At 70.0% G+C, this 21231-nt stretch carries 15 protein-coding genes; 12 read left to right on the top strand and 3 right to left on the bottom strand.

Annotation, left to right across the window (positions count from 1 at the left end; all coding sequences use genetic code 11):
* The first annotated feature begins 48 nt into the window (after positions 1-48).
* Together ACX9TP_RS26220 and ACX9TP_RS26215 are read left to right on the top strand one after the other, a co-directional pair.
* A complete protein-coding gene (locus ACX9TP_RS26220) occupies positions 49-2058 on the top strand; it encodes a protein kinase domain-containing protein (RefSeq protein ID WP_482973349.1) in 2010 nt (669 codons plus the stop codon).
* A 126-nt stretch (positions 2059-2184) separates the two neighbouring features.
* A complete protein-coding gene (locus tag ACX9TP_RS26215; RefSeq protein WP_482973348.1) occupies positions 2185-4284 on the top strand; it encodes a M4 family metallopeptidase in 2100 nt (699 codons plus the stop codon).
* A gap of 76 nt (positions 4285-4360) precedes the next feature.
* Here ACX9TP_RS26215 and ACX9TP_RS26210 read toward each other — a convergent pair whose 3' ends face one another.
* Positions 4361-5881: an Hsp70 family protein gene (locus ACX9TP_RS26210; RefSeq protein ID WP_482973347.1), complete on the bottom strand. Its 1521-nt coding sequence runs from the start codon at positions 5879-5881 to the stop codon at positions 4361-4363.
* A gap of 278 nt (positions 5882-6159) precedes the next feature.
* On the opposite strand from ACX9TP_RS26210, the gene ACX9TP_RS26205 reads away from it, so the two are divergent.
* The 6 genes from ACX9TP_RS26205 (at position 6160) to ACX9TP_RS26180 (ending at position 14640) form a co-directional block, all read left to right on the top strand.
* Positions 6160-8406 (top strand): PrkA family serine protein kinase, encoded by a 2247-nt coding sequence (locus ACX9TP_RS26205; RefSeq protein WP_482973346.1) that lies wholly within the window; start codon positions 6160-6162, stop codon positions 8404-8406.
* 140 nt (positions 8407-8546) lie between these two features.
* Positions 8547-9425, top strand: coding sequence for a S1 family peptidase (locus tag ACX9TP_RS26200; protein ID WP_482973345.1), 879 nt, complete (start codon positions 8547-8549; stop codon positions 9423-9425).
* 84 nt (positions 9426-9509) lie between these two features.
* Positions 9510-9962 carry a deoxycytidylate deaminase gene (locus ACX9TP_RS26195; RefSeq protein ID WP_482973344.1) on the top strand — a complete coding sequence of 151 codons (453 nt, stop codon included), beginning with the start codon at positions 9510-9512 and terminating at the stop codon, positions 9960-9962.
* A 295-nt stretch (positions 9963-10257) separates the two neighbouring features.
* A complete protein-coding gene (locus tag ACX9TP_RS26190; RefSeq protein ID WP_482973343.1) occupies positions 10258-10875 on the top strand; it encodes a histidine kinase dimerization/phospho-acceptor domain-containing protein in 618 nt (205 codons plus the stop codon).
* A 79-nt stretch (positions 10876-10954) separates the two neighbouring features.
* Entirely contained in the window at positions 10955-12397 is a 1443-nt protein-coding gene (gene nla6, locus ACX9TP_RS26185) for an enhancer binding protein Nla6 (RefSeq protein ID WP_482973342.1), read from the top strand.
* A gap of 275 nt (positions 12398-12672) precedes the next feature.
* Positions 12673-14640: an ArsA family ATPase gene (locus ACX9TP_RS26180; RefSeq protein WP_482973341.1), complete on the top strand. Its 1968-nt coding sequence runs from the start codon at positions 12673-12675 to the stop codon at positions 14638-14640.
* Between the two features lie 206 nt (positions 14641-14846).
* On the opposite strand, the gene ACX9TP_RS26175 is transcribed toward ACX9TP_RS26180, so the two are convergent.
* Complete coding sequence (locus tag ACX9TP_RS26175) at positions 14847-15530, bottom strand: hypothetical protein (protein WP_482973340.1); 684 nt, start codon at positions 15528-15530, stop codon at positions 14847-14849.
* Between the two features lie 93 nt (positions 15531-15623).
* Between ACX9TP_RS26175 and ACX9TP_RS26170 the strand changes: the two genes are divergently transcribed.
* Genes ACX9TP_RS26170 through cmk form a run of 3 tightly spaced genes read left to right on the top strand, consistent with a single transcriptional unit; the run spans position 15624 to position 18396 of the window.
* Positions 15624-16592: an acetyl-CoA carboxylase carboxyltransferase subunit alpha gene (locus ACX9TP_RS26170; RefSeq protein ID WP_482973339.1), complete on the top strand. Its 969-nt coding sequence runs from the start codon at positions 15624-15626 to the stop codon at positions 16590-16592.
* A gap of 23 nt (positions 16593-16615) precedes the next feature.
* On the top strand, positions 16616-17707 hold the full coding sequence (gene hisC, locus ACX9TP_RS26165; RefSeq protein WP_482973338.1) for a histidinol-phosphate transaminase: 1092 nt from the start codon (positions 16616-16618) through the stop codon (positions 17705-17707).
* A complete protein-coding gene (gene cmk, locus ACX9TP_RS26160) occupies positions 17704-18396 on the top strand; it encodes a (d)CMP kinase (protein WP_482973337.1) in 693 nt (230 codons plus the stop codon). Before hisC ends, cmk begins: the two co-directional genes overlap by 4 nt.
* 36 nt (positions 18397-18432) lie before the next feature.
* Here the strand turns inward: cmk and ACX9TP_RS26155 are convergent, their stop codons facing one another.
* On the bottom strand, positions 18433-20571 hold the full coding sequence (locus ACX9TP_RS26155) for a transglycosylase SLT domain-containing protein (RefSeq protein WP_482973336.1): 2139 nt from the start codon (positions 20569-20571) through the stop codon (positions 18433-18435).
* 355 nt (positions 20572-20926) lie between these two features.
* Here ACX9TP_RS26155 and ACX9TP_RS26150 point away from each other — a divergent pair, with 355 nt between their 5' ends.
* Positions 20927-21160 (top strand): hypothetical protein, encoded by a 234-nt coding sequence (locus tag ACX9TP_RS26150; RefSeq protein WP_164001952.1) that lies wholly within the window; start codon positions 20927-20929, stop codon positions 21158-21160.
* Positions 21161-21231: the final 71 nt, after the last annotated feature.

The raw sequence follows: 21231 nt of genomic DNA, 5'->3' as shown, positions 1-21231 counted from the left end.
TCGCACGGGGCGGACCCCCCCGAGGCCACCACCATGGATGAACACGGCATGTCCGAACGCCAGACTGTGGGCGGCAGGTACGTCCTGGAGCGACGCATCGCCGGTGGTGGCATGGGCACCATCTGGGTGGCGCTGGACCCCAAGCTCCAGCGCCACGTGGCGATGAAGCTGATGGCGTCCCACTGTGCCCCGGCTCCGCTCGCGCGCCAGCAGTTCGAGTGGGAGGCGCAGGCCATTGCCCGGCTGCAGAACCCGCACGTCATCCAGGTCCACGACTGCGACCTCTCCGGGGACACGCCCTACATCGTGATGGAGCTGCTCGACGGGGAGGACCTGGAGGCGCTCCTCAACCGCCGCGAGCGGCTGTCGCTGGCCATGGTGGACCGCGTGCTGACGCAGGCGGCCCGCGCGCTGACGGCCGCCCACGCCGCCGGCGTCATCCACCGCGACCTCAAGCCCGCGAACATCTTCCTGGCCCGCTCCGCCAGCGGCGAGCTGGTGAAGGTGCTCGACTTCGGGCTCGCGCTCCTGATGTCCGGCGGCGCGGCGAAGCCCCACCCGGAAGAGGAGATGGCGGGCACGCCCCGCTACATGAGCCCGGAGCAGCTGCGCGGCATGGAGCCCCGGCTGGACCACCGCTGCGACCTCTGGGCGCTGGCCGTCGTCGCGTACCGCGCGCTCACCGGGCAGCACCCGTTCGCCCTCGAGTCCCTGCGGCAGATGCGCCTGGGCCAGGTGCCCCCGCCGCCTCCGCCGCCCTCCAGCATCGTCCCCGAGCTGGGCGCGGAGGTGGACGCCTTCTTCGCGCGCGCGTTGGACCCGGAGCCCTCGCGGCGCTACCAGTCCGCGCACGAGCTGGCCGCGGCCTTCACCTCGCGCGTGGAGGCGGGCCGCCCGTCGCGCCCGGCGAAGGTGCTGGTGGTGGACGACGAGCCGGACATCGTCGTGCTGATGGAGCAGAGCTTCCGCAAGCAGATCCGCCGCTCCGTCTACGAGTTCCTCTTCGCCGCGGACGGTGAGGAGGCGCTGGAGCAGCTGCGCCAGCACCCCGACGTCCAGGTCGTCCTCTGCGACATCAACATGCCGCGCATGGACGGGCTCACCTTCCTGTCGCGCGTGGGCGAGGTCAGCTCCCTCACGCGGGTCGTCATCGTGTCGGCCTACGGCGACATGAACAACATCCGCACGGCGATGAACCGCGGTGCCTATGACTTCATCACCAAGCCCATCGACTTCCCGGACCTGGAGACGACGCTCGTCAAGACGCTGAAGCACGTGCGCGAGCTGCGCAGCACCATCCGCTCCACGGAGGAGAACGGCCTGCTGCGCATGTTCGTCCCCGGCGGCGTGCTGGAGCGGCTGCCTCCGCTGCTGCAGGGCTCGGACGCGCTGGCGGGGGAGCGGGTGGAGGGCACGGTGGCGTTCATCGACGTGGACGCCTTCACCCCCGTGCTCCACCAGGAGCCGCCCGCGGAGTCGCTGCGCCGGCTCAACGCCAACTTCGAGGCCATCGTCCCGGAGGTGCTGTCCCGGGGCGGCACGGTGGACAAGTTCGTCGGGGACGCCGTCATGGCCGTCTTCCGGGGGCCGGGCCACGCGGACCGCGCGCAGGAGGCGTGCCTCGCCATCCGCCGGCAGCTCGGCACGCTCGCGGACCGGGGCGGCGCGAGTGCCCCGTACGCCCACGGTGTCTGCATCGGCCTGGACTCGGGGGAGCTGGTGTCCGGCAGCATCGGCGCCAAGGCCTCCGGCCGGCTGGACTTCACGGTGCTGGGCGACGCGGTGAACACCGCCTCGCGGCTCGCGGCCGGGGCCGCGCGAGGCCAGGTGCTGGTCAGCGCCCGCGCCCGGGAGCTGGCGACGCAGCCCTTCGAGTACACGTCCCTGGGCGAGCAGGCCCTGCACGGGGCGGGCACGTCGGTGGCCGTCTTCGAGCTGGTGCGCCGTGCGGGCGACGCCCGCGTGGCCCCGGACGAGGCCACGCCCTTCATGCCGTCCCAGCCCCCGTCCCACGACGAGCCGGGGAAGCCGGGGCTCGCGGCCGGGCCGTCCCGGTAGCAACGCCGCAGGGCAGGGCGGAGTCCCGCCTACCGTGTTGCATCTTTATTCCATGACACACCTGTAGTATCGGTGTGGCTCGTCCCCCCCGCGGTGCAACTCCCAGGTCACCCTGGAGTTGTTCACATGCGTAAGAGTTGTGGCTCTTTGTTTCTGGGTACGGCGCTGTGGCTCATCACGGCCTGTACCCCGGTAGTGCCCGAGGCGGAGGAGGAGCAGCCGGAGCGGCTGTCCCAGAACGCGGAGGCCATCCAGGCCGCGCGGGACTCCGTCGAGGCCCGCCCCGAGGCGGACATCCGGGGCAGCCTGGGCAGCATTCCCACCGCGGTGGAAGGCGCGCTGGGCAAGGTGGCGCTGCCGGTGCGCACCGGTGCGGAGCCGTCGTTCCGGGCGGCGCTCGAGCGGCTCATGCCCATGTTCTCGCTCAAGGGCTCGGAGCTCGTGGTGCGCCAGGTGCTGCACGACGACCTGGGGATGACGCACGTGGTGCTCGCCCAGCGCAAGCAGGGGCTGGACGTGGTGGGCGGCGAGCTCGTCGTCCACCTGGAGAAGGACGGCACCATCGGCTTCGTCAACGGCACCGCGCGCGACGGGGTGGACGTGAGCCCCCAGCCGCGGCTGGACGCCGCCCAGGCGCGAGCCCTCGCGAGGGCGGACGAGCGCGGTGTCGCCGGGCTCCAGCGTGACACGCGCCGGCTCGTCTACTTCATCTCCCCCGTGGACCGGATGCTCTCGCTGGCCTGGGAGGTGGAGGTCTCCGGCCCGGGGAGGCTGGACCGGGTCTACGTGGATGCCCGGGACGGGCGGGAGCTGGACGTGCACCCGCAGATTCACACGGCCGTCAATCGCCGCATCTTCGATGCGGCCGGAACGTCCTCCTCGCCCACCACCGTCGCCCGCACCGAGGGCCAGGGGCCCACGGCCGTTCCGACGGTGAACGACAACTACGACTTCCTCGGCGTGGCGCACGGCTGCTACTCCACCTGGTTCGGGCGTGACTCGTACGACAACGCGGGCTCCATCATGTACAGCACGGTGCGGCAGTCACCGGCGTGCGGGGGCCCCAACGCCAACAACGCCTGCTGGCACCCCACGCTCAAGCGGCTCTTCTTCGGCACCGGGGACGGCTACTACTTCGGCGACCTGGGCCGCTCGTTCGACGTCGTCACGCACGAGTTCACCCACGGCGTCACCCAGACCACCTCCAACCTCACCTACAGCGGCCAGTCCGGAGGACTGAACGAGTCCATGTCCGACATCTTCGCGGCCGTCTGCGAGCAGTGGCGGGACGGCGGCATCACCGCGGACACGTGGCTGGTGGGCGAGGACGTCTACACGCCGCTCACCGGCGGAGACGCGCTGCGATACATGGATGACCCGAAGCGGGACGGGTCCTCGATCGACTTCTACGCGGACTACACTTCCGGCACCAATGTGCACCACAGCTCGGGCATCGCCAACCTGGCCTTCAAGCTGATGGTGACGGGTGGCAGCCACCCGCGCGGGCGCTCTTCCGTCGTCGTGCCGAAGCTGGGCATCGACCGGGCCGCGCGCATCTTCTACCGCGCCCAGGCCAACCTCTACCTGACCTCCAGCAGCAACTTCCAGGCGGCGCGCAACGCGACGGCGCGCGCGGCGAAGGAGCTCTACGGCCTGGACTTCGAGGCGTCGGTGCACCTGGCGTGGAACGCGGTGGGCGTGCCCGGCGCGCCCGCGGCCCCCGCCTGCACCGGCGGCACGGGAGGCTGGACCACCGGCTGCCGCGGCACCGGCTGCACGGTGTGCAACGAGAAGGTGGCGCCGTACCCCTGCTATTTCGACAACCACCCGCTGTGCAAGCTCAACACCGGCTGCCTGGGCGCCTTCTTCCTGTGCAGCCCGTTCTGCCCGGCCCCGACGCAGGCGGACCGCTGCGGCTTCGTCCCGCCCCCGTGCGGAGATGGCGTGTGCCAGACGGGGGAAACGTGTGACAGCTGCGCGTCGGACTGCGGCTCCTGCACCCAGTGCGGCGACGGCGTCTGCGACTGGGCGACGGAGGACTGCGGTTCGTGCGCCTCGGACTGCGGCACCTGCCCGGAGTGCGGTGACGGCACGTGCGACGCGACCGAGGTCTGCAACTGCGACCAGGACTGCGGGTACTGCGGGTACTGCGGCGACGGGGACTGCCTGTCCCACGAGCTCTGCAGCTGCGCCGCCGACTGCGGCTACGGGTACTGCCTGCAGTGATGTCGCGGGCCGTCGGGCCGTGGTGATGGCAGCCACGGCCCGAGGGCCTCGTTCCACTGCGGGAGGGCAGGGCGCTTCAGCTCTGCGTCACCCGCACCGTGGTCTTCATCTCCTTGCCCGTGGACGGATCCCTCGCGCGCATGGTGAGGATGCCTTCCACATTCACGTCGAAGGTGATCTCCACCTGCACGCCGCCGGCGCGGGCCTGCTGGATGCCGGAGAAGGTGAACTCGCCGAGCATGTCGTTGCGCGCCACCAGCTCGTGGTCACCCTGGTAGATGCGCATGGCCAGCTCGGTCTGGTTGTCCATGCTGGTGGTGGCCAAGAGCTGCTTGGCGTTGGGGATGGGCGCGTTGCGCGGGAAGACGACGTGGAAGGCGCCGCCCGCCTTCTCCAGGCCGATGGCCATGGGAATCACGTCCAGGAGCTGGATGCGCAGGTTGGTGTCGTCCTGCAGCGAGTGCGCATAGAGGGCCGCGCCGATGGCGACGGCCTCGTCCGGGTGCACGCCCTTGCTGGGCGGCTTGCCGAAGAACTTCGTCAGCCGGTCCTGGACGATGGGCATGCGCGTCTGCCCGCCCACCAGCATCACCTCGTCGATGTCCTTCGTGGACAGCCCGGAGTCCACCAGCACGCGCGCCACCATCTGCAGCGTGCGGTCCACGAGCTGGTTGGTGAGCTGCTCCAGCATCTTCCGGGTGAACTTCATCTCGATGTTCAGGGGCTGGCCCTGCGACGTCATCGTGATGAAGGGGATGTTGAAGGGCACTTCCTCGCGCGCGGACAGGTCGATCTTGGTGCGCTCGGCCAGGTCCTTGATGCGCTGCATGGCCACCGGGTCCGTGGCCAGGTCGATGCCCGTCTTCGCCGCGAAGTCCTTGAGGACGTGGTGGATGATGGCGTTGTCGAAGTCGATGCCGCCCAGGAAGACGTCGCCGCCGGTGGACTTCACCTCGAACACGCGGTCGCGGATCTCGATGATGGACACGTCGAACGTGCCGCCGCCGAGGTCGTAGATGACGACCTTCTCCTTGAGCCCCTTGCCCACGCCGTACGCCAGCGCCGCGGCGGTAGGCTCGTTGATGATGCGCACCACCTCCAGGTCGATGAGCTTCCCGGCGTCCTTCACCGACTGGCGCTGCCGGTCGTTGAAGTAGGCGGGGACCGTCACGACGGCCCGCTTGATGGGCATCTTCAGGTAGTTGGAGGCCACCTCGCGGATCTTCGCGAGGATCTTGGCGCTGATCTCCTGGAGGGTGAACTCCTTCTTGCCCACATCCAGGGTGACTTCGTTCTTCTTGCCGGGGCGCAGGTTGTACGCCACGACCTTCTTCATCGTCTCGACGACGTCGCTGCCGAAGGTCCGGCCCACCAGGCGCTTCGCGCCGTAGACGGTGTTGCGCGGGTTGAGCTGCCACTGGCGCTTGGCCTCGTAGCCGATCAACTCGTTCCCCTTGTCGTCGATCGCGAAGATGGAGGGGATGGTGTACTCGCCCCCCTTGTAGGGGATGAGCTTGACGTTCCCGCTGTCCTCGACAATGGCCGCGCACGAGTTCGTCGTGCCGAGGTCGATGCCGATGATGGGCTCCTTGTGCATCGTACTTGGACTCCGGGGTGGGGGGCGCCGCAGGGAGGAAGAATGGACGCTATCTCACCGCGAACACGTGCGCGAGTATGCTTACACCCCGGCCCCCTGCTCCCCCGGGTGGGAGGCACGGCCCCCGCCAGGGTGGACCGCGTGGCCCCGAACAGACGCCCTGCCGGGGGCTGGACATCCGCGCGGCCGGCTCGAAAAGTTCGGAAGCGTGACGGGGCCGTGCGGCCGTGCGGCACCATGGCTACATCGAACTGACCCCGTACCGAGGAGAGACACCCGTGGACGCGAAGGGCTATCTGCAGGAAGTGGGCGCGCAGGTGAACGCCGACTTCGTCAAGAACCGGTCGATCCTGTCCTTCGAGGAATATCTCTCCCTGTTCTTCAACGACCCGAAGGCCCAGGCGCGCAATGCCGCCCAGTACCTGCGGGACGTGATGGACCACTTCGGCACGGAGACGGTGGCGCACCCCACCGGCACCATCCGGCGCTTCAAGGTGTTCGACGCCCCGGGGGGCGACAAGGGCGACCGGGTGGCCGGCCAGGAGGAGGTGCAGAACGCCATCTACCGGTTGCTCGGCAACTTCGTGCGCGCCGGCCGCATCAACAAGCTCATCCTCCTGCACGGCCCCAACGGCAGCGCCAAGTCCACGCTGGTCAACGCCCTCAAGGAGGGCATGGAGGCGTACTCGCGGCAGCCGCAGGGGGCACTCTACCGCATCGCCTGGGTCTTCCCGTCGGAGAAGCTCATCAAGGGCTCCATCGGCTTCGGCGAGCGCGACAGCGGCCAGGAGGAGGTGACCACCTACGCGCACCTGGACGCGGAGTCCATCGACCTGCGGATGCCGTGCGAGCTCAGGGACCACCCGCTCTTCGCCGTGCCGCCGGGCGAGCGGCGCAAGCTGCTGGAGTCCGCCCTCAAGAAGAAGGGGCTGGGCAACGGGGACGGGGAGACGGGCGACTTCATCCTCTCCGACTATGTGCGGGACGGGGAGCTGTGCTCCAAGTGCCGCCGCATCTACACCGCGCTGCTCAATTCCTACGGCGGGGACTGGCTGAAGGTGATGCGCCACGTCCAGGTAGAGCGCTTCTACGTGTCGCGCCGCTACCAGGTGGGCACGGTGACGGTGGAGCCGCAGATGAGCGTGGACGCCGTCGTCCAGCAGATCACCGCGGACCGCACCCAGCTCAACGTGCCCGCTCCCCTGCACAGCACCGTCCTCTACGAGCCGCACGGCCCCCTGGTCCACGCCAACCGGGGCCTCATCGAGTACGCGGACCTGCTCAAGCGACCGCTGGAGGCCTTCAAGTACCTGCTCGGCTTCAGCGAGACGGGCGAGGTGCCACTGGAGCCCTTCGTCCTCCAGCTGGACGAGGTGCTCATCGCCTCCGCCAACGAGAAGCACCTGGGCGCCTTCAAGGAGCTGCCGGACTTCGCGTCCTTCAAGGGGCGCATCGAGCTGGTCCGCGTGCCCTACCTGCGCCGCTACAAGACGGAGCAGCAGATCTACGACGCGCAGATCACCGCGACCACCGTGGGCAAGCACGTGGCCCCCCACGCCACGGAGGTCGCCGCCATGTGGGCCGTGCTCACGCGCCTGAAGAAGCCCATTCCGGACCGCTACCCCAACGACGTGAAGGAGCTCATCGACCACGTCACCCCGGTGGAGAAGCTGCACCTCTACGAGGAGGGCGCCCCGCCGGACCGGCTGAGCCTGGCCAACACCAAGGAGCTCCGGAAGCTGCGCGAGGAGCTGTTCACCGAGTCGGACGCGTACCCCAACTACGAGGGCCGCTCGGGCGCCAGCGCGCGCGAAATCAAGACGGCGCTGTTCAACGCCGCGCAGAACGCAGACTACAAGTGCCTCAACGCCCTGGCCGTGCTGGAGGAGCTGGAGGCCATCTGCAAGGACAAGAGCGTCTACGAGTTCCTCCTCCAGGAGGTGGTGGACGGCTACCACGACCATGACGCCTTCGTGCGCGTGGCGGAGACCGAGTACCTGGACTGGGTGGACACCGAGGTCCGCGAGTCCATGGGCCTGGTCTCCGAGGGGCAGTACCGCGAGCTGGTGGAGCGCTACATCCAGAACGTCAGCCACTGGGTGCGCGGGGAGAAGATGCGCAACCGCGTCACCGGGGAGATGGAGAAGCCGGACGAGCACCGCATGGCGGAGGTGGAGGCCATCGTCATGCCCAGGGGCGAGGAGGCCGCCGAGTTCCGCCGCGGCCTCATCTCCGCCATCGGCGCGCACCGGCTGGACAACCCGGACTTGGAGATGGACTACCCGCGCATCTTCCCGGACATGTTCCGGCGCCTGAGAGACCACTACTTCGAGGAGCGCAAGCGGGTGCTGCGCAAGAACAAGGAGAACGTCCTCAAGTACCTCTCCGAGGACCGCAACCAGCTCACCCCGCGCGAGCAGACGCAGGTGCAGAGCACGCTCAAGACGATGTCGGAGCGCTACGGCTACTGCGAGTACTGCGCGAAGGACGCCATCCTGTTCCTGATGAAGAAGCGCTACGGGTGAAACCCACCCGCGCATGAGCGGGCAGGCGGACGGGGCCACGCCGGACGCCTGCTTTCAATACCGGCGGAGGCCCGGGATGATTCGAGCTGCAAGTGAGTTGAACCTCACAGTGCAGTCGTCCCCCCCTCGCCGGAGAGTCGATGAGCCGCTTCTTCCCGGGCGTCCCCGCCCTGCTCGCCCTCGTGTCGTGCGCCAGTGCTCCCTCGCAGCAGGCCGCCAGCGCGCCCGCGCCCGTGGAGGCTCCGGTGGTGGAGCACGTCATCGTGAAGACGGAGGCCGCGCGTCCCACGCGCAAGGAGCAGGTGCGGCGCATCCTCCCGCACAACGTGCGGCTGCAGGTCACGGAAGGCGGCAAGGCGCGCAGCACCGCGTCGGGCGTGGTGGTGGGCTCCGAGCGTGACGAGCAGGGCAGGGCGGTGGCCTGGGTCGTCACCAACGCGCACGCGGTGGAGCTGGGCCACCTGAAGGCCCCCGTGCTGCACGTGCTGGTGGACCGCCAGGGCGACGTGCTCGAGCACACTGGCGAGGTGGCGGCCATGGGCCAGGTGCCGGAGCTGGACCTGGCGCTGGTGCGCGTGCCGGGCCTGGCGCTGCCGGCGGTGGAGCTGGCGGACGACGCGGAGCTGGAGCTGGGCGAGGACGTGGTGGTGGCCGCTTCCCCCTTCGGCCGCGCGCTGTCGCTGTCCGGCGGCATGCTGTCCCAGGTGGAGTGGGACAAGGAGACGAAGCGCCCGAAGATGGTGAAGACGGACGCGCCCATCGGCTACGGCGCGTCGGGCGGCGGCATCTTCAGCCTGGAGACGGGGAAGCTGCTGGCCATCGTCGAGGGCTACCGCACCGCGAAGGTGGACTTCGCCGTCCAGGAGCAGAGCTACAGCTTCGACGTGCCCATGCCCGGCGAGACGTTCGCCGCGCCCAGCGCCAAGGTGCGCCAGTTCCTCACGGGAAAGGGCTTCGCGCGGCTGCTCCAGCGCACGGCCTCCACCGAGGGCGGCGTGGCGCAGGCGGCCGGGCGTTAGCCACCCCACGAAGCCTCCGCCCGGGCTCCGGCGGAGAACTGGCGTCTGCCCCCGGCCGGGTTACACCCCGGCCGGGAGGTAGGGATGTCCGGACGCGTTTCGTGGGACCAGTACTTCATGGACATCGCGAAGCAGGTGGCCACGCGGGCCACGTGTGATCGCAAGCACGTGGGCGCCGTCATCGTGCGCGGGAGGACCATCCTCTCCACGGGCTACAACGGCTCCATCCGCGGCCTGCCGCACTGCGACGACGTGGGCCACATGATGGAGAACGGCCACTGCGTGGCCACCGTCCACGCCGAGGCGAACGCCATCATCCAGGCGGCCACCAACGGCGTCAGCATCGACGGGGCGACCATCTACACCACCGCCAGCCCCTGCTGGCCGTGCTTCAAGCTGATCGCCAACGCGGGCCTGGTGCGCATCGTCTTCGGCGAGTTCTACAGGGACCCGCGCATCTTCGAGTTCGCCGCCCGGCTCAAGCTCGAGCTCGTCGGCCTGGGCGAGGCCGCCCGGCCACCGCCGACGACGGCGTGAATCGTACCTTCGTCCAATGCCGGACACCGGGCGGCCCGCGCTGATCGCGGACGGCCCGGATTCGTCGGCTGACGGACACTCGGGAGCCCCTCCAAGTGGGCGTCCTGCCACGGGAATTTGCCGCTTCCGGCAAGAATTACCGACCCAGGGTTGACGTTCCCCAAGGGGCACCCTAACTCTTGGCACCGGTGAGGGTGGCGGGCAGGGAAGACGGTAAAAACCCGAGGAGTTTCCGTTGGTTAGCTCGACGGCTGTGTCCAGTTCTGCACCCTCTGTCCAGGAGTCGGCGGACCCCATGGTGGGCGCGGCCCGCTATGGCGCCGTCCCCACGCTGATGGACAGCCTGATGCACGACGTGCGCAACCCGCTGAACGCGCTCGCCATCCACCTGGAAGTGCTGTCGGAGAAGCTGAAGGCGGAGACGGGCCAGGTGCCGCCGTCGCAGGAGAAGAACCTCAAGGCCATGCGCGATCAGATCCAGCGCGTGGACGGCATCCTGAAGATGTTCTCCGAGTTCGTGGTCCACCGCGGCGCGACGCCGGGTGACACGGACCTGTCCGAGGCCACCACGCGCGCGCTGGGCGTGCTGGGCCACGAGGGCCGCAAGCGCCGGGTGCAGGTGCAGTCGGCGGTGGAGGCCGGGGTGCGGGTGCGGCTGCCGGACACGTCGGAGGTGGGCTTCTTCCTGGTGCAGTCGCTGCTGCGCGCCTTCCGCCGGGCGGAAGGGGGCGGGTCGGTGAAGGTGCTGGTGCGCTCGGACGGACCCCACGCGGTGCTGGAGGTGGAGGACTCGGGCAGCGCGGCCGAGCCCATGCCGGAGGTGGTGGCGGCGCTGGAGCTGCGCTGTGCGCAGCTGGGCGTGGAGCCACACATCCGCGGCGGTCAGTGCCGGCTGGTTTTCCCCCGCGGCTAGAGCGCGGTGCTTCACGCTCGGCGGCTTCTTTCGGATTCAGACAACTTCGCGTCACGACGCAGTACGGGAGGTCTTCATCTTGGGTAGCGCACGAATCCTGGCCGTGGATGACGAACGCGACACGTGCGAGGCGCTGGCAGAGATGCTCAGCACCTGGGGACACAAGGTCGAGATCGCATTCGACGGGCATGACGCCCTCCGCAAGGCGGGCGAGTTCCGACCGGACGTCGTCCTGTCGGACCTGGCCATGCCGGAGACGGATGGCCTGTGGCTGCTGCGCAACCTGAAGGAAGAGCTGCCGGATTGCCCGGTGGTGTTCCTCACGGGGCGCGGCACCATCGACGCCGCCGTGGAGGCCATCCGCGAAGGCGCCTACGACTTCATCGTCAAGCCGCTCGACACCGCGCGGCTGAAGGTCTGCATCGACCGGGCGCTGGAGAAGAAGGAGACGATGCGCGAGGTGCAGACGCTGCGTCGGCGGCTGAAGCAGCTCGGCTCCTCGGACCTCATCGCCCAGTCCGCGAACATGCGGAAGGTCATCGAGCTGGTGGAGAAGGTGGCCCCGTCCAAGGCCAGCGTGTCCATCAGCGGCGAGTCCGGCACGGGCAAGGAAGTCGTCTCGCGCGCGGTGCACAACCTGTCCCTGCGCCGCGACAAGCCCTTCATCGCCATCAACTGCGCGTCCATCCCGCACACGCTCATCGAGTCCGAGCTGTTCGGCCACGAGCGCGGCGCCTTCACCGGCGCGGATCAGCGCCGCCCCGGCGTGTTCGAGATGGCGCACGGCGGCACGCTGTTCCTGGACGAGCTGGGTGAGATTCCCCTGGAGCTGCAGGCCAAGCTCCTGCGCGTCCTGGAAGAGGGGAAGCTGCGCCGGCTGGGCGGCAAGGTGGAGATCGAGGTCGACGTGCGCGTGCTGTGCGCCACCAACCGCGACCTCAAGCAGGAGATCAAGGCGGGCCGCTTCCGCGAGGACCTCTACTTCCGCCTCAACGTGTTCCAGATCCACCTGCCGCCCCTGCGCGAGCGGCGCGAGGACGTCCCCATCCTGGTCCAGCACTTCGTGGACAAGTACCGCGGGGACTCGGCCAAGCGCGTCAACGGCGTGCACCCCGAGGCCATGGAGGTCCTCAAGAACTACGAGTGGCCGGGCAACATCCGCGAGCTGCGCAACGCGGTGGAGCGCGCGGTGATCCTCTGCGACGGGGAGCTGATCACCCGCGAGCACCTGCCGCCGGACATGGCCGGCAAGGCCCCGGAGCGCCACACCTTCCGGCTGCCCTTCGGCCTGAGCCTGGACGCGGTGGAGCGCGAGTACATCCTCGGCAGCCTCCAGCGCAACGGGAACAACAAGGCCCGGACGGCGGAGGTGCTCGGGGTGAGCGAGAAGACGCTGTACAACAAGCTCAATCGCTACGCGGCCGAGGCCCGCGCCCAGCAGTCCCCGGGCGGCCACGGCGGCCCGCTGGGCGGGCAGGGAAGCGACGGCCCCATGGGGGCCAACAGCCTGGTCGTCCGCTGACCTGTCAGGTAGGAAATCCCCTCCGGATTCCGCACGCTTGGCGGGACTCGGAGGGGGCTCGAAAGCTGAGCCCGAACAGGGCCCTTCCAGCCTCGAAACCCCGCGTCAATTCTTGACTTTTGACCTCCGGACGGGGGATTCTGCGGTAATCTCCCACCCACAGGGAGGGCCCGGCCGCAGGACGTACGCACCGGGCAACTCCGACGCCTTTCTCCAGGCCGTCCAGGAGTGTGCATCAGGTGCCGCCGGGGGGGCACAAGGAAGGCCACAACCCAATGAGCGACGCGCGAGTTCTTCACTTCTTCGGCGGCAAGGGCGGGGCAGGCAAGACCACGCTCGCGGCAGCGTACGCGTTGCGGTTGTCGGAGGACGCGCCGAAGGAACGGGTGCTGCTCGTCTCGCTGGACCCGGTGCGCTCCCTGTCGGACCTGGTGAAGAAGAAGCTCACGGCGAAGCCGACGAAGCTGGTGCCGGGCAAAGGCGAGGGCGGCGTGTACGCCATGGAGCTCGAGCCCGCCACGCTGATGAAGCCCTTCCTCGCGGAGTACCTGCCCGCGCTGCAGAAGGCCGCGGCGAAGGGCACGCACCTGTCCGAGGAGGACATGGGCAAGCTGTACCAGCAGGCCGTCCCGGGCCTGGAGGAGCTGGTGGGGCTCTTCCACGTCGTGGAGCTGCTGGAGGGCAAGGAGAAGGAGTTCGACCGGATCATCGTCGACGCCTCGCCCACGAGCCACACGCTGCGCCTGTTCGACATGCCGGTGGGGCTGCGCAAGTTCCTGGGCTTCGTGAAGGCGGGCGGTGAGAAGCCGGCCACCACGGGCAAGGGCAAGAAGGCCGCGGAGCCCGCGGCGCCGGGCTTCCTGGAGCAGCTGGGCCAGAAGGCGGAGAAGCTGCTGGCGCTCCTGAAGGACCCCGCGCGCACGGCCTTCCACCTCGTGGCGCTGGCCGAGCCGGTGCCCGAGGCGCAGACGCGCATGCTCTTCACGCAGCTGCGCGAGCGCGGCCTGCCGGTGACGGAGATCATCGTCAACCAGGTGGAGGACCGCGACGGCTGCCCGGCGTGCATGGGCCGCCGGGGCCTCCAGGCGCCCCACGTGCGCAAGTTCCAGGCGCTGGACAAGGCCGTGCCGGTGAACCTGCTGGGCCGGCGCGAGCTGGCGCCGCGCGGGCTGGACGGGCTGGCCCTGTTCGCCAAGGCGTGGGCGGGTGGCAAGGAGACGAAGGCGCTGGAGTTCGCCGCCGCGGAGGGGCCGCCGGCCCTGGTGCGCGCGCCGTCCATGCCGCCCATCGCCGCGCCGCCGCTGCCTCCCACCCGGCTGATCTTCTTCGTGGGCCAGGGCGGCGTGGGCAAGAGCTCGTGCGCGGCCGCGGCCGCGGTGACGCTGACGGAGAAGGAGGGCCCGGTGCTCCTCATCTCCACGGACCCCGCGCACTCGCTGTCGGACGTGCTGCAGAGCCGGCTGACGGACACCGAGACGCAGGTGAAGGGCACCAAGGGCCTGTACGCCCGCGAGCTGGACATCTCCGGCTGGTTCAATGCCCTGCGCAAGCGCGTGAAGGAGAAGGCGGAGAAGGCCTTCGAGGGCGCGCCCAAGGCGGGCAGCGAGGTGCCCGCGGATCTGCTCTACCTGCGCAACCTGCTGGACTGCGCGCCCCCGGGCATCGACGAGCTGGCGGCGCTGTCCTGCCTCACGGACGCGCTGGTGCAGGAGCGCTTCAAGCGCATCGTCGTGGACTCCTCGCCGGTGGTGACGTCGGTGCGGGTGGTGGAGCTGGCGGAGACGGCCACGACGTGGCTGACCGCGCTGCACACCGCGCTCGGCAAGCACCGCGCGAAGGGCCTGGGCGAGCTGGCGGACGACATCGCCGCGATGATCAAGCACGTGAAGCGCTTCGAGGAGGCGCTGGCCTCTCCCAGCGAGGCGCGGTTCGTCGTCGTCACGCGCGGCGAGGAGCTGGCCGCGGCGCGCACCGAGCGGCTGGTGGAGTACCTCAAGGAGAAGAAGCTCCCGGTGGAGCGCGTGCTCGTCAACCGCGTGGGCCCCAAGTCCACCTGCGAGAAGTGCGAGAACCGGCGCAAGCTGGAGCTGAACGCGGCGAAGGCAATCGAGAAGAAGATCGGCCTGCCCGTCACCATGGCTCCGGCGCTCGGCCGTCACCCGGCGGGCCTGCGCGAGCTCAAGGCGTTCCGCACCGCGTGGTACGCGCTGTCGCCGCCGGCCGCGAAGATCAAGGCGGCCTGAGGCGGCTTGCTGGTGAGTGAAAAGGGGCCCGCCACCCGCGTGCCTCCAGCCCCGGTACCACCCCGAAAGAACTGCCACCCCGCCCCTGACGCGCACTTTGACCATGCGCGTCGTAGGTGCCAAGGGCCGGCTGCCCGCTCGTCGTGTAAGCGTGCGGGCCCCGTCACCCCGAGTGGTGGGCCGCCGTCATTGCCCGCCGGGGTGTCTCACGCATCGCACTCGGACGGTGAGTCGGTGAACGTGCCCAGCTCGGGAAGGGTGAGGGCGCCCTTGTCGGTCAGCGTGCCCACCAGGGGCGCCCGGCCCTTCAGCCGCAGCTCCACCTGGCGGCCGCGCACGGCATAGGTGCCCGGCACCTCCCGGAGGCGCTGCGTCCCGTCCTCGCCCACCTCCTTCAGCCAGAGGGCGGCCCTGCCGTTGGCCCGGAAGCGCAGGCCCTGGGTGGTGCCGAAGACGCCCACGCCCGGGCCGAACCAGGAGACGGAGAGCAGCAGGCGGGGCACGTCGGCCTCGCGCTCCGGGGTGCGGCCCAGCAGCCGCTGCCAGCCGAGGGTGTCGCGGATGGCGTCGAAGTCCCGGTCCACCTTCGCCCGGGCCAGCCGGCGCGCGTCCAGCTTCACCGCCTGGGTGAGGTGCTCGACGATGACGTCCCGGTGGGCGCTGTACTCGCAGACCTTGCCCTGCTTGCGCAGCAGGCCCAGCGTGGCGGCGACGTTGTAGCGGGCGAGGGCATAGTCCGGCGCCTCCCGGGCGGCCGCCTGGAACTTCTCCAGGGCCTCCGGGTAGCGGCCGGCCTGGTACAGCCGGAAACCCTCGGTGTTCAGCGTCCTCGCCGTGGGGGCGGGGGCGGCAGTCAGGGCCAGGGCGAGCAGCAGCGGGGCGGAAAGCATGTACCTCCGACGGAAGGTGGACCTGCCGATTCCAAGGGGTGCGTAACCTCTTGCGCGTTGAAAGCGGCCATACCCTGGTGCTAGTCCCGCGCCATGGCAACCAGTACCAGCTATGCGCTCGACTTCGAGCGACCCCTCATCGAGCTGGAGAAGAAGATCGAGGAGCTCAAGGTCCTCTCCACCAGCGGCTCGGTGGACTTCTCGTCCGAGATTTCCAAGCTCGAGAAGAAGGCCAAGAAGCTCCAGACGGAGATCTTCAGCGACCTGACGCGGTGGCAGGTGGTGCAGATGTCCCGCCACCCGAACCGGCCGTACTTCCTCGACTATGTCCACCACCTCTTCACGGACTTCGTGGAGCTGTGCGGAGACCGGCACTTCGGCGAGGACCCGTCGATTGTGGGCGGCTTCGCGCGCTTCGACGGCAAGCCCGTCATGGTGATGGGCCACCAGAAGGGCCGCAACACCAAGGAGAACATGGCGCGCAACTTCGGCATGCCGCGCCCGGAGGGCTACCGCAAGGCCCGCCGGCTGATGGAGCTGGCCGAGCGCTTCGAGAAGCCCATCCTCACCTTCGTGGACACGCCGGGCGCGTACCCGGGCATCGGCGCGGAGGAGCGCGGGCAGGCGGAGGCCATCGCCGTCAACCTGGAGGTGATGAGCGGGCTCAAGGTGCCCATCATCTCCACCGTGGTGGGCGAGGGCGGCTCGGGCGGCGCGCTGGCCATCGGCGTGGGCAACCGCGTGCTGATGCTGCAGAACAGCGTCTACTCGGTCATCTCCCCGGAGGGCTGCGCCTCCATCCTCTTCCGCGACGCCAGCAAGGCGGACAAGGCGGCGGACGCGATGAAGCTCACGGCCAAGGACTTGCTGGAGATGAAGATTGTCGACGAGGTGGTGCCCGAGCCCGCGGGTGGCGCCCACCGCGACGCGGCGAAGATGGCGGAAGGCCTGGGCAAGGCGCTGCGCAAGCACCTCGGCCAGCTGGCCGAGCTGTCGCCCGATGAACTGGTGAAGGACCGGTACGCGAAGTTCCGCGCGCTGGGTGTGTTCTCCGGGCGCTGAAGACATTACTCCTGGCCCTGCGCATGCGACCTCTCGTTCCACCCTACGTCGAGACCCTCAAGCCCTACGTCCCGGGCAAGCCGATTGAAGAGACCGAGCGCGAGTACGGCCTGAAGGGGGTCATCAAGCTCGCCTCGAACGAGAACCCGCTGGGCCCCTCGCCCCGTGCCGTGGAGGCCATGCGCCAGGCCTCCGCCGCGACGCACCTCTACCCGGACGCCACGTCCTTCCACCTGGTGCGCCGGCTGGCCACGCACGTGGGCGTGCGCCCGGAGGAAGTCGTGCTGGGCAGCGGCTCGAACGAGCTCATCGAGCTGCTCATCCGGACCTTCACCACGACGGAGGACGAGCTGCTCCTCTGCAAGGGCTCGTTCTCCGCGTACCGCATCTCCGCGCAGGCGCACGGGCGCTCGTTCGTGGAGGTGCCCATGAAGGCGGGCCACCAGTACGACCTGGAGGCCATGGCGAAGGCCGTCACCCCGCGCACGCGGATGGTGTTCCTGGCCAACCCGGACAACCCCACGGGCACGGCCTTCAGCCGCAAGGCGCTGGAGGCCTTCCTCGCCGCGGTGCCCCCCGAAGTCCTCGTGGTGCACGACGAGGCCTACTTCGAGTTCGTGGAGTGGCCCGAGTACACCAGCGCGGTGGCGCTGTTCCGCCAGCACCCCAACCTCGTCGCGCTGCGCACCTTCAGCAAGATTCACGGGCTGGCCGGCGTGCGACTGGGCTACGGCATCATGGACGCGAAGCTCGCGGGCTACGTGCACCGCACGCGCATGCCGTTCAACCTGACGGTGGTGGCGCAGGCGGCGGGCATGGCCGCGCTGGAGGACACCGAGCACGTGCAGCGCACGCGCGACAACAACCGCCAGGGCCTGCGCTACTTCGCGGAGGAGCTGCCGAAGCTGGGCGCGACGCTCACGGACAGCCACGCCAACTTCGTGTTCGTGGACTTCCACCGGCCGGCCGTGGAGCTGTACGAGCTGCTCCTGCGCAAGGGTGTCATCGTCCGTCCCTTCGCGAACCAGGGCTTCCCCACCTGCTTGCGCATCTCCGTGGGGACTCCCAGGGAGAACGAGCGCTGCGTGGCGGCACTGAAGGAGATCTTCACGTGAGCGTGCGTCCCTTCATCGTCGCCATCGACGGCCCGGCCGGCGCGGGCAAGTCGTCCGTGTCCAAGCTGCTGGCGCGGCGGATGGGCTTCGCGCTGGTGGACACCGGCGCCATCTACCGCTGCGTGGCGCTGCTGGCGACGCGCGAGGGGATTGCGCTCGACGATGACGTGGCCCTGGAGGCGCTGCTGGGCCGCGTGCACATCCACTTCCAGGTGGTGGGCGAGGAGAACCACGTGTTCCTGGACGGGCAGGACGTGTCCGGGGACATCCGCACGCCGGAGATCTCCATGGCCGCGTCGCGGGTGTCCGGCCGTCCGGTGGTGCGCGCGGGGCTGCTGCACCTGCAGCGGCGGCTCGCGCTGGAGGCGGGGAAGGGCGCGATTCTCGAGGGGCGCGACATCGGCACGGTGGTGTTCCCCGACGCGGACGCCAAGTTCTTCCTGGAGGCCAACCCCGAGGTGCGCGCGCGGCGCCGCTTCGAGGAGCTGTTCCAGAAGGGCGTGGAGAGCACGCTGGAGGAGGTGCTCGCCGACCAGATGAAGCGCGACAAGGACGACTCCGCGCGCGCGGTGGCCCCGCTCAAGGCCGCGGAGGATGCCCTCCGCGTGGACTCCAGCAGCAGCCCCCTCTCCGAGGTGGTGCACTCGCTGGAGGCCGAAATCCTGCGCCGCATGGCCGCGCGGAAGTAGCGCCCGCGCGGGCCGTCCGTCAGGGCGCCACGTCCGTCAGAACGTCACGCCCTCCACCGAGGGCTCCGGCACCTCGAGCGACAGGCGCAGGCCCTTGCCATTGGCGTCGTAGAACGCGTGGTAGAGGAACAGGTCCGCCACCACCTGCTTCACGTAGCCGCGCGTCTCCTTGAAGGGAATCGTCTCCACGAAGAGGTCCAGGGGCAGCGTGCCGCGCTCCTGCGCCCACTTCACCGTGGGGCCCGGGCCGGCGTTGTAGGCCGCGGCCGCGAGCACCGGGTGCCCGAAGCGCTCCATCAGCCGTGAGAGGTACCAGGCGCCGTAGCGGATGTTGCGCTCGGGGGAGAAGAGGTCCGCGGGCGCGGGGGCCGGCTCCGACAGGCGCTCGGCGATGGCCGTGGCGGTGGGGGGGATGATCTGCATCAGCCCGCGCGCGTCCGCCGCGCTCATGACCTCCGGACGGAAGGCGCTCTCGCGCCGCATGATGGCCCAGACGAGGAACGGGTCCACCTTCGCCTGCGCCGCGGCCTGCTCCACCGCGTTGGGGAAGGCGCGCGGGTAGAAGGCCGCGAGCGCGTCCGGCTCGCGCGCGCCGAAGGCGCGGCCCCACAGGTAGCGCGCCGCCACCGCGTGCGCCTGGCCGTACTCGCCCAGCTTGAGCAGGGCGTGCGCGAAGGGCAGCGCCTGGTCCGCTGTGCGCAGCCGGGCCGCGTGCGCCTCCACCTCGTCCGCCGCGTCGCGGAACAGGCCCGTGCGCGTCAGCTCCATCGCCAGCTCCAGCTGCGGCGGGCGGGGCAGCTCCAGCTGCTTCGGCGGCAGCGGGAAGTGGACGGGCGGCTTGCGCCCCAGCTCCTGCAGCCGCTCGGCCGCCATCAGCGCGTAGAAGGACGCCGGCGCGGAGGTGATGAGGGCCTCGTACGCCGGGCCCACCACGTCCGCCTTCGCGCCCTCCAGCTCGCGGCTGCGTGCCACCCAGTAGCGCGCCTGCGGCACCATGTTGCTGCGCGGGTACGCATCCACCAGCGCCTCCAGCGTCGTGCGCGCCTTCGCGTACTCCTCCAGCCGCAGGTGCGCGAGCGCGCGGAACCACAGCCCCTCGTCGCGGCGGCGCGAGCGCGGGTAGCGCGTGTCGAAGGCGGTGAAGGACTGCACCGCGTCCGCGAAGCGGCCGCCCTGCAGGTCCAGCCAGCCCGTGAAGAAGGCGCCTTCGTCGCCCGCGGCCTGCGAGGGGTACTTCGCGTCCAGCGCCGCCATCAGCGTCCGGGCGCGCACGTTGTCGTCGGAGCGCAGCGCGCGCCGCGCCACCACCAGCGCCGCCTGGGAGGCCACGTCCGGCGGGCCCTTCTCCGCCACCGCGAGCGCCCTCTCCGCGTCCTCCAGCCGCTTCAGCCCGAACCAGGCCTGCGCCCGCAGCAGCGCCACCTTCGCCTGCTGGGGCTTCGCCAGCTTCGCGCCCTTCTCCAGCGCGTCCAGCTCGTCCAGCGCCCGCTGCGCCGCGCCCGCGTCCAGGAAGCCCTCCGCGCGGCGGGTGCGCTCGGCGAAGCCCAGCTTCGCGGCGGGCTTCTTGCCCTCGGAGAGCCACGTCACCGCTTCATCCGCGTAGGGGTGTGTGGGGTAGCGCAGCGCCACCGCGAGCAGGTCCGCCACCTGGCCGGCGCGGTTGCCCGCGGCGCCGCGAGAGATGCCACGCTGATACAGCAGCTCCGGAGTCGGCGAGGCCTTCGCGGCGCCCTCCAGCACCGCGGACGCCTCCTTCGCCTTGCCGGCCTTCAGCAGGGACTCGCCCAGGCGCGCGCGGGCGCGGGCCGCCAGCTGCGCGGGGGGCTGGGCCTCCAGCACGCGGGCGAAGTCCGCGGCGGCGCCCACCGGGTCCCCGGCGTAGAAGCGCGCCTGGCCCAGGTAGAAGGCGTGGTAGGGCGCGAGGGCCGCGGGGGCAGGGTGAGCGGACAGGAGCTCTCTTGCCTCGGCCGCCTGCCCGTCGGAGAGGGCCAGCGTGCCCGCCAGCAGCGCGAGCCGCCCGGCGTCCGGGCACTTCTTCGCGACACAGGCCGCCAGCTCATCCCGCGCAAGACTCGCCGCCTCGGATTTGTGCAGCCGCACTGCCTCCAGCGTCGCTGGAGACTGCCCCAGGGCCACCCCCGCAACCAGACCCGCCACCAGCCCGGTCCAACTCATGTGGTCTTCCTTTCCTGACGCGGCTTTGCGGCCTGCCAACGAGACGCGAAGCCCGATCATTCCCCTTGCATTCTCGGGGGGGTGGTTTGACAGAACGAGCGACAAGTCCTAGATCCCCGCGGCATCGAGGCGGTCCGGACTGTTCGTCACCCGTCAACATTCGCCGAAAGAGTCCAGGCGATTACGTGCACTTGGGTAGGAGAAGTCGACCCGTTGCGTCACCTGGAGTGAATCACTATTTTGCGCGGCCGTTACGCGCCACTCCGGTCCGCCCACCAAATAGGTGGGCACGTCGTCCGGTAGCACTGCTCGTTCACAGCGCTCGGGGGGGGAAACAGCTCAGAGGGAGGGCTCCATGAAGCCGTGTCCAGCCGATCTGCCGCAAACCATCAACCCCGAAGCCGGGCCCAAGCGTGCCGGCGTCGAGACGCATCGCAACCTCAACTGCCATCACTATGACAACTGCCTGGACGAGGCCGTCCGGCGGGGTTGGCAGTCCTTCACGTGCATGAAGTGCCCGATGTACCAGCACGTGGCGCCGCCCCAGATGGGGCTCGAGGCCTACGCCACACAGCGTCGTCCCGTCTAGCGAGTGTTGCTCCACGTCCCGGGGTCGCCCCTGCTCTCTGGAAGAGGGGCGTCACGCCGGTGACGACCGCC

Source organism: Pyxidicoccus sp. M15, assembly GCF_056858435.1.
The sequence above is the reverse complement of the archived record's forward strand: the minus strand, read 5'-3'. Positions and strand labels throughout refer to the sequence as shown.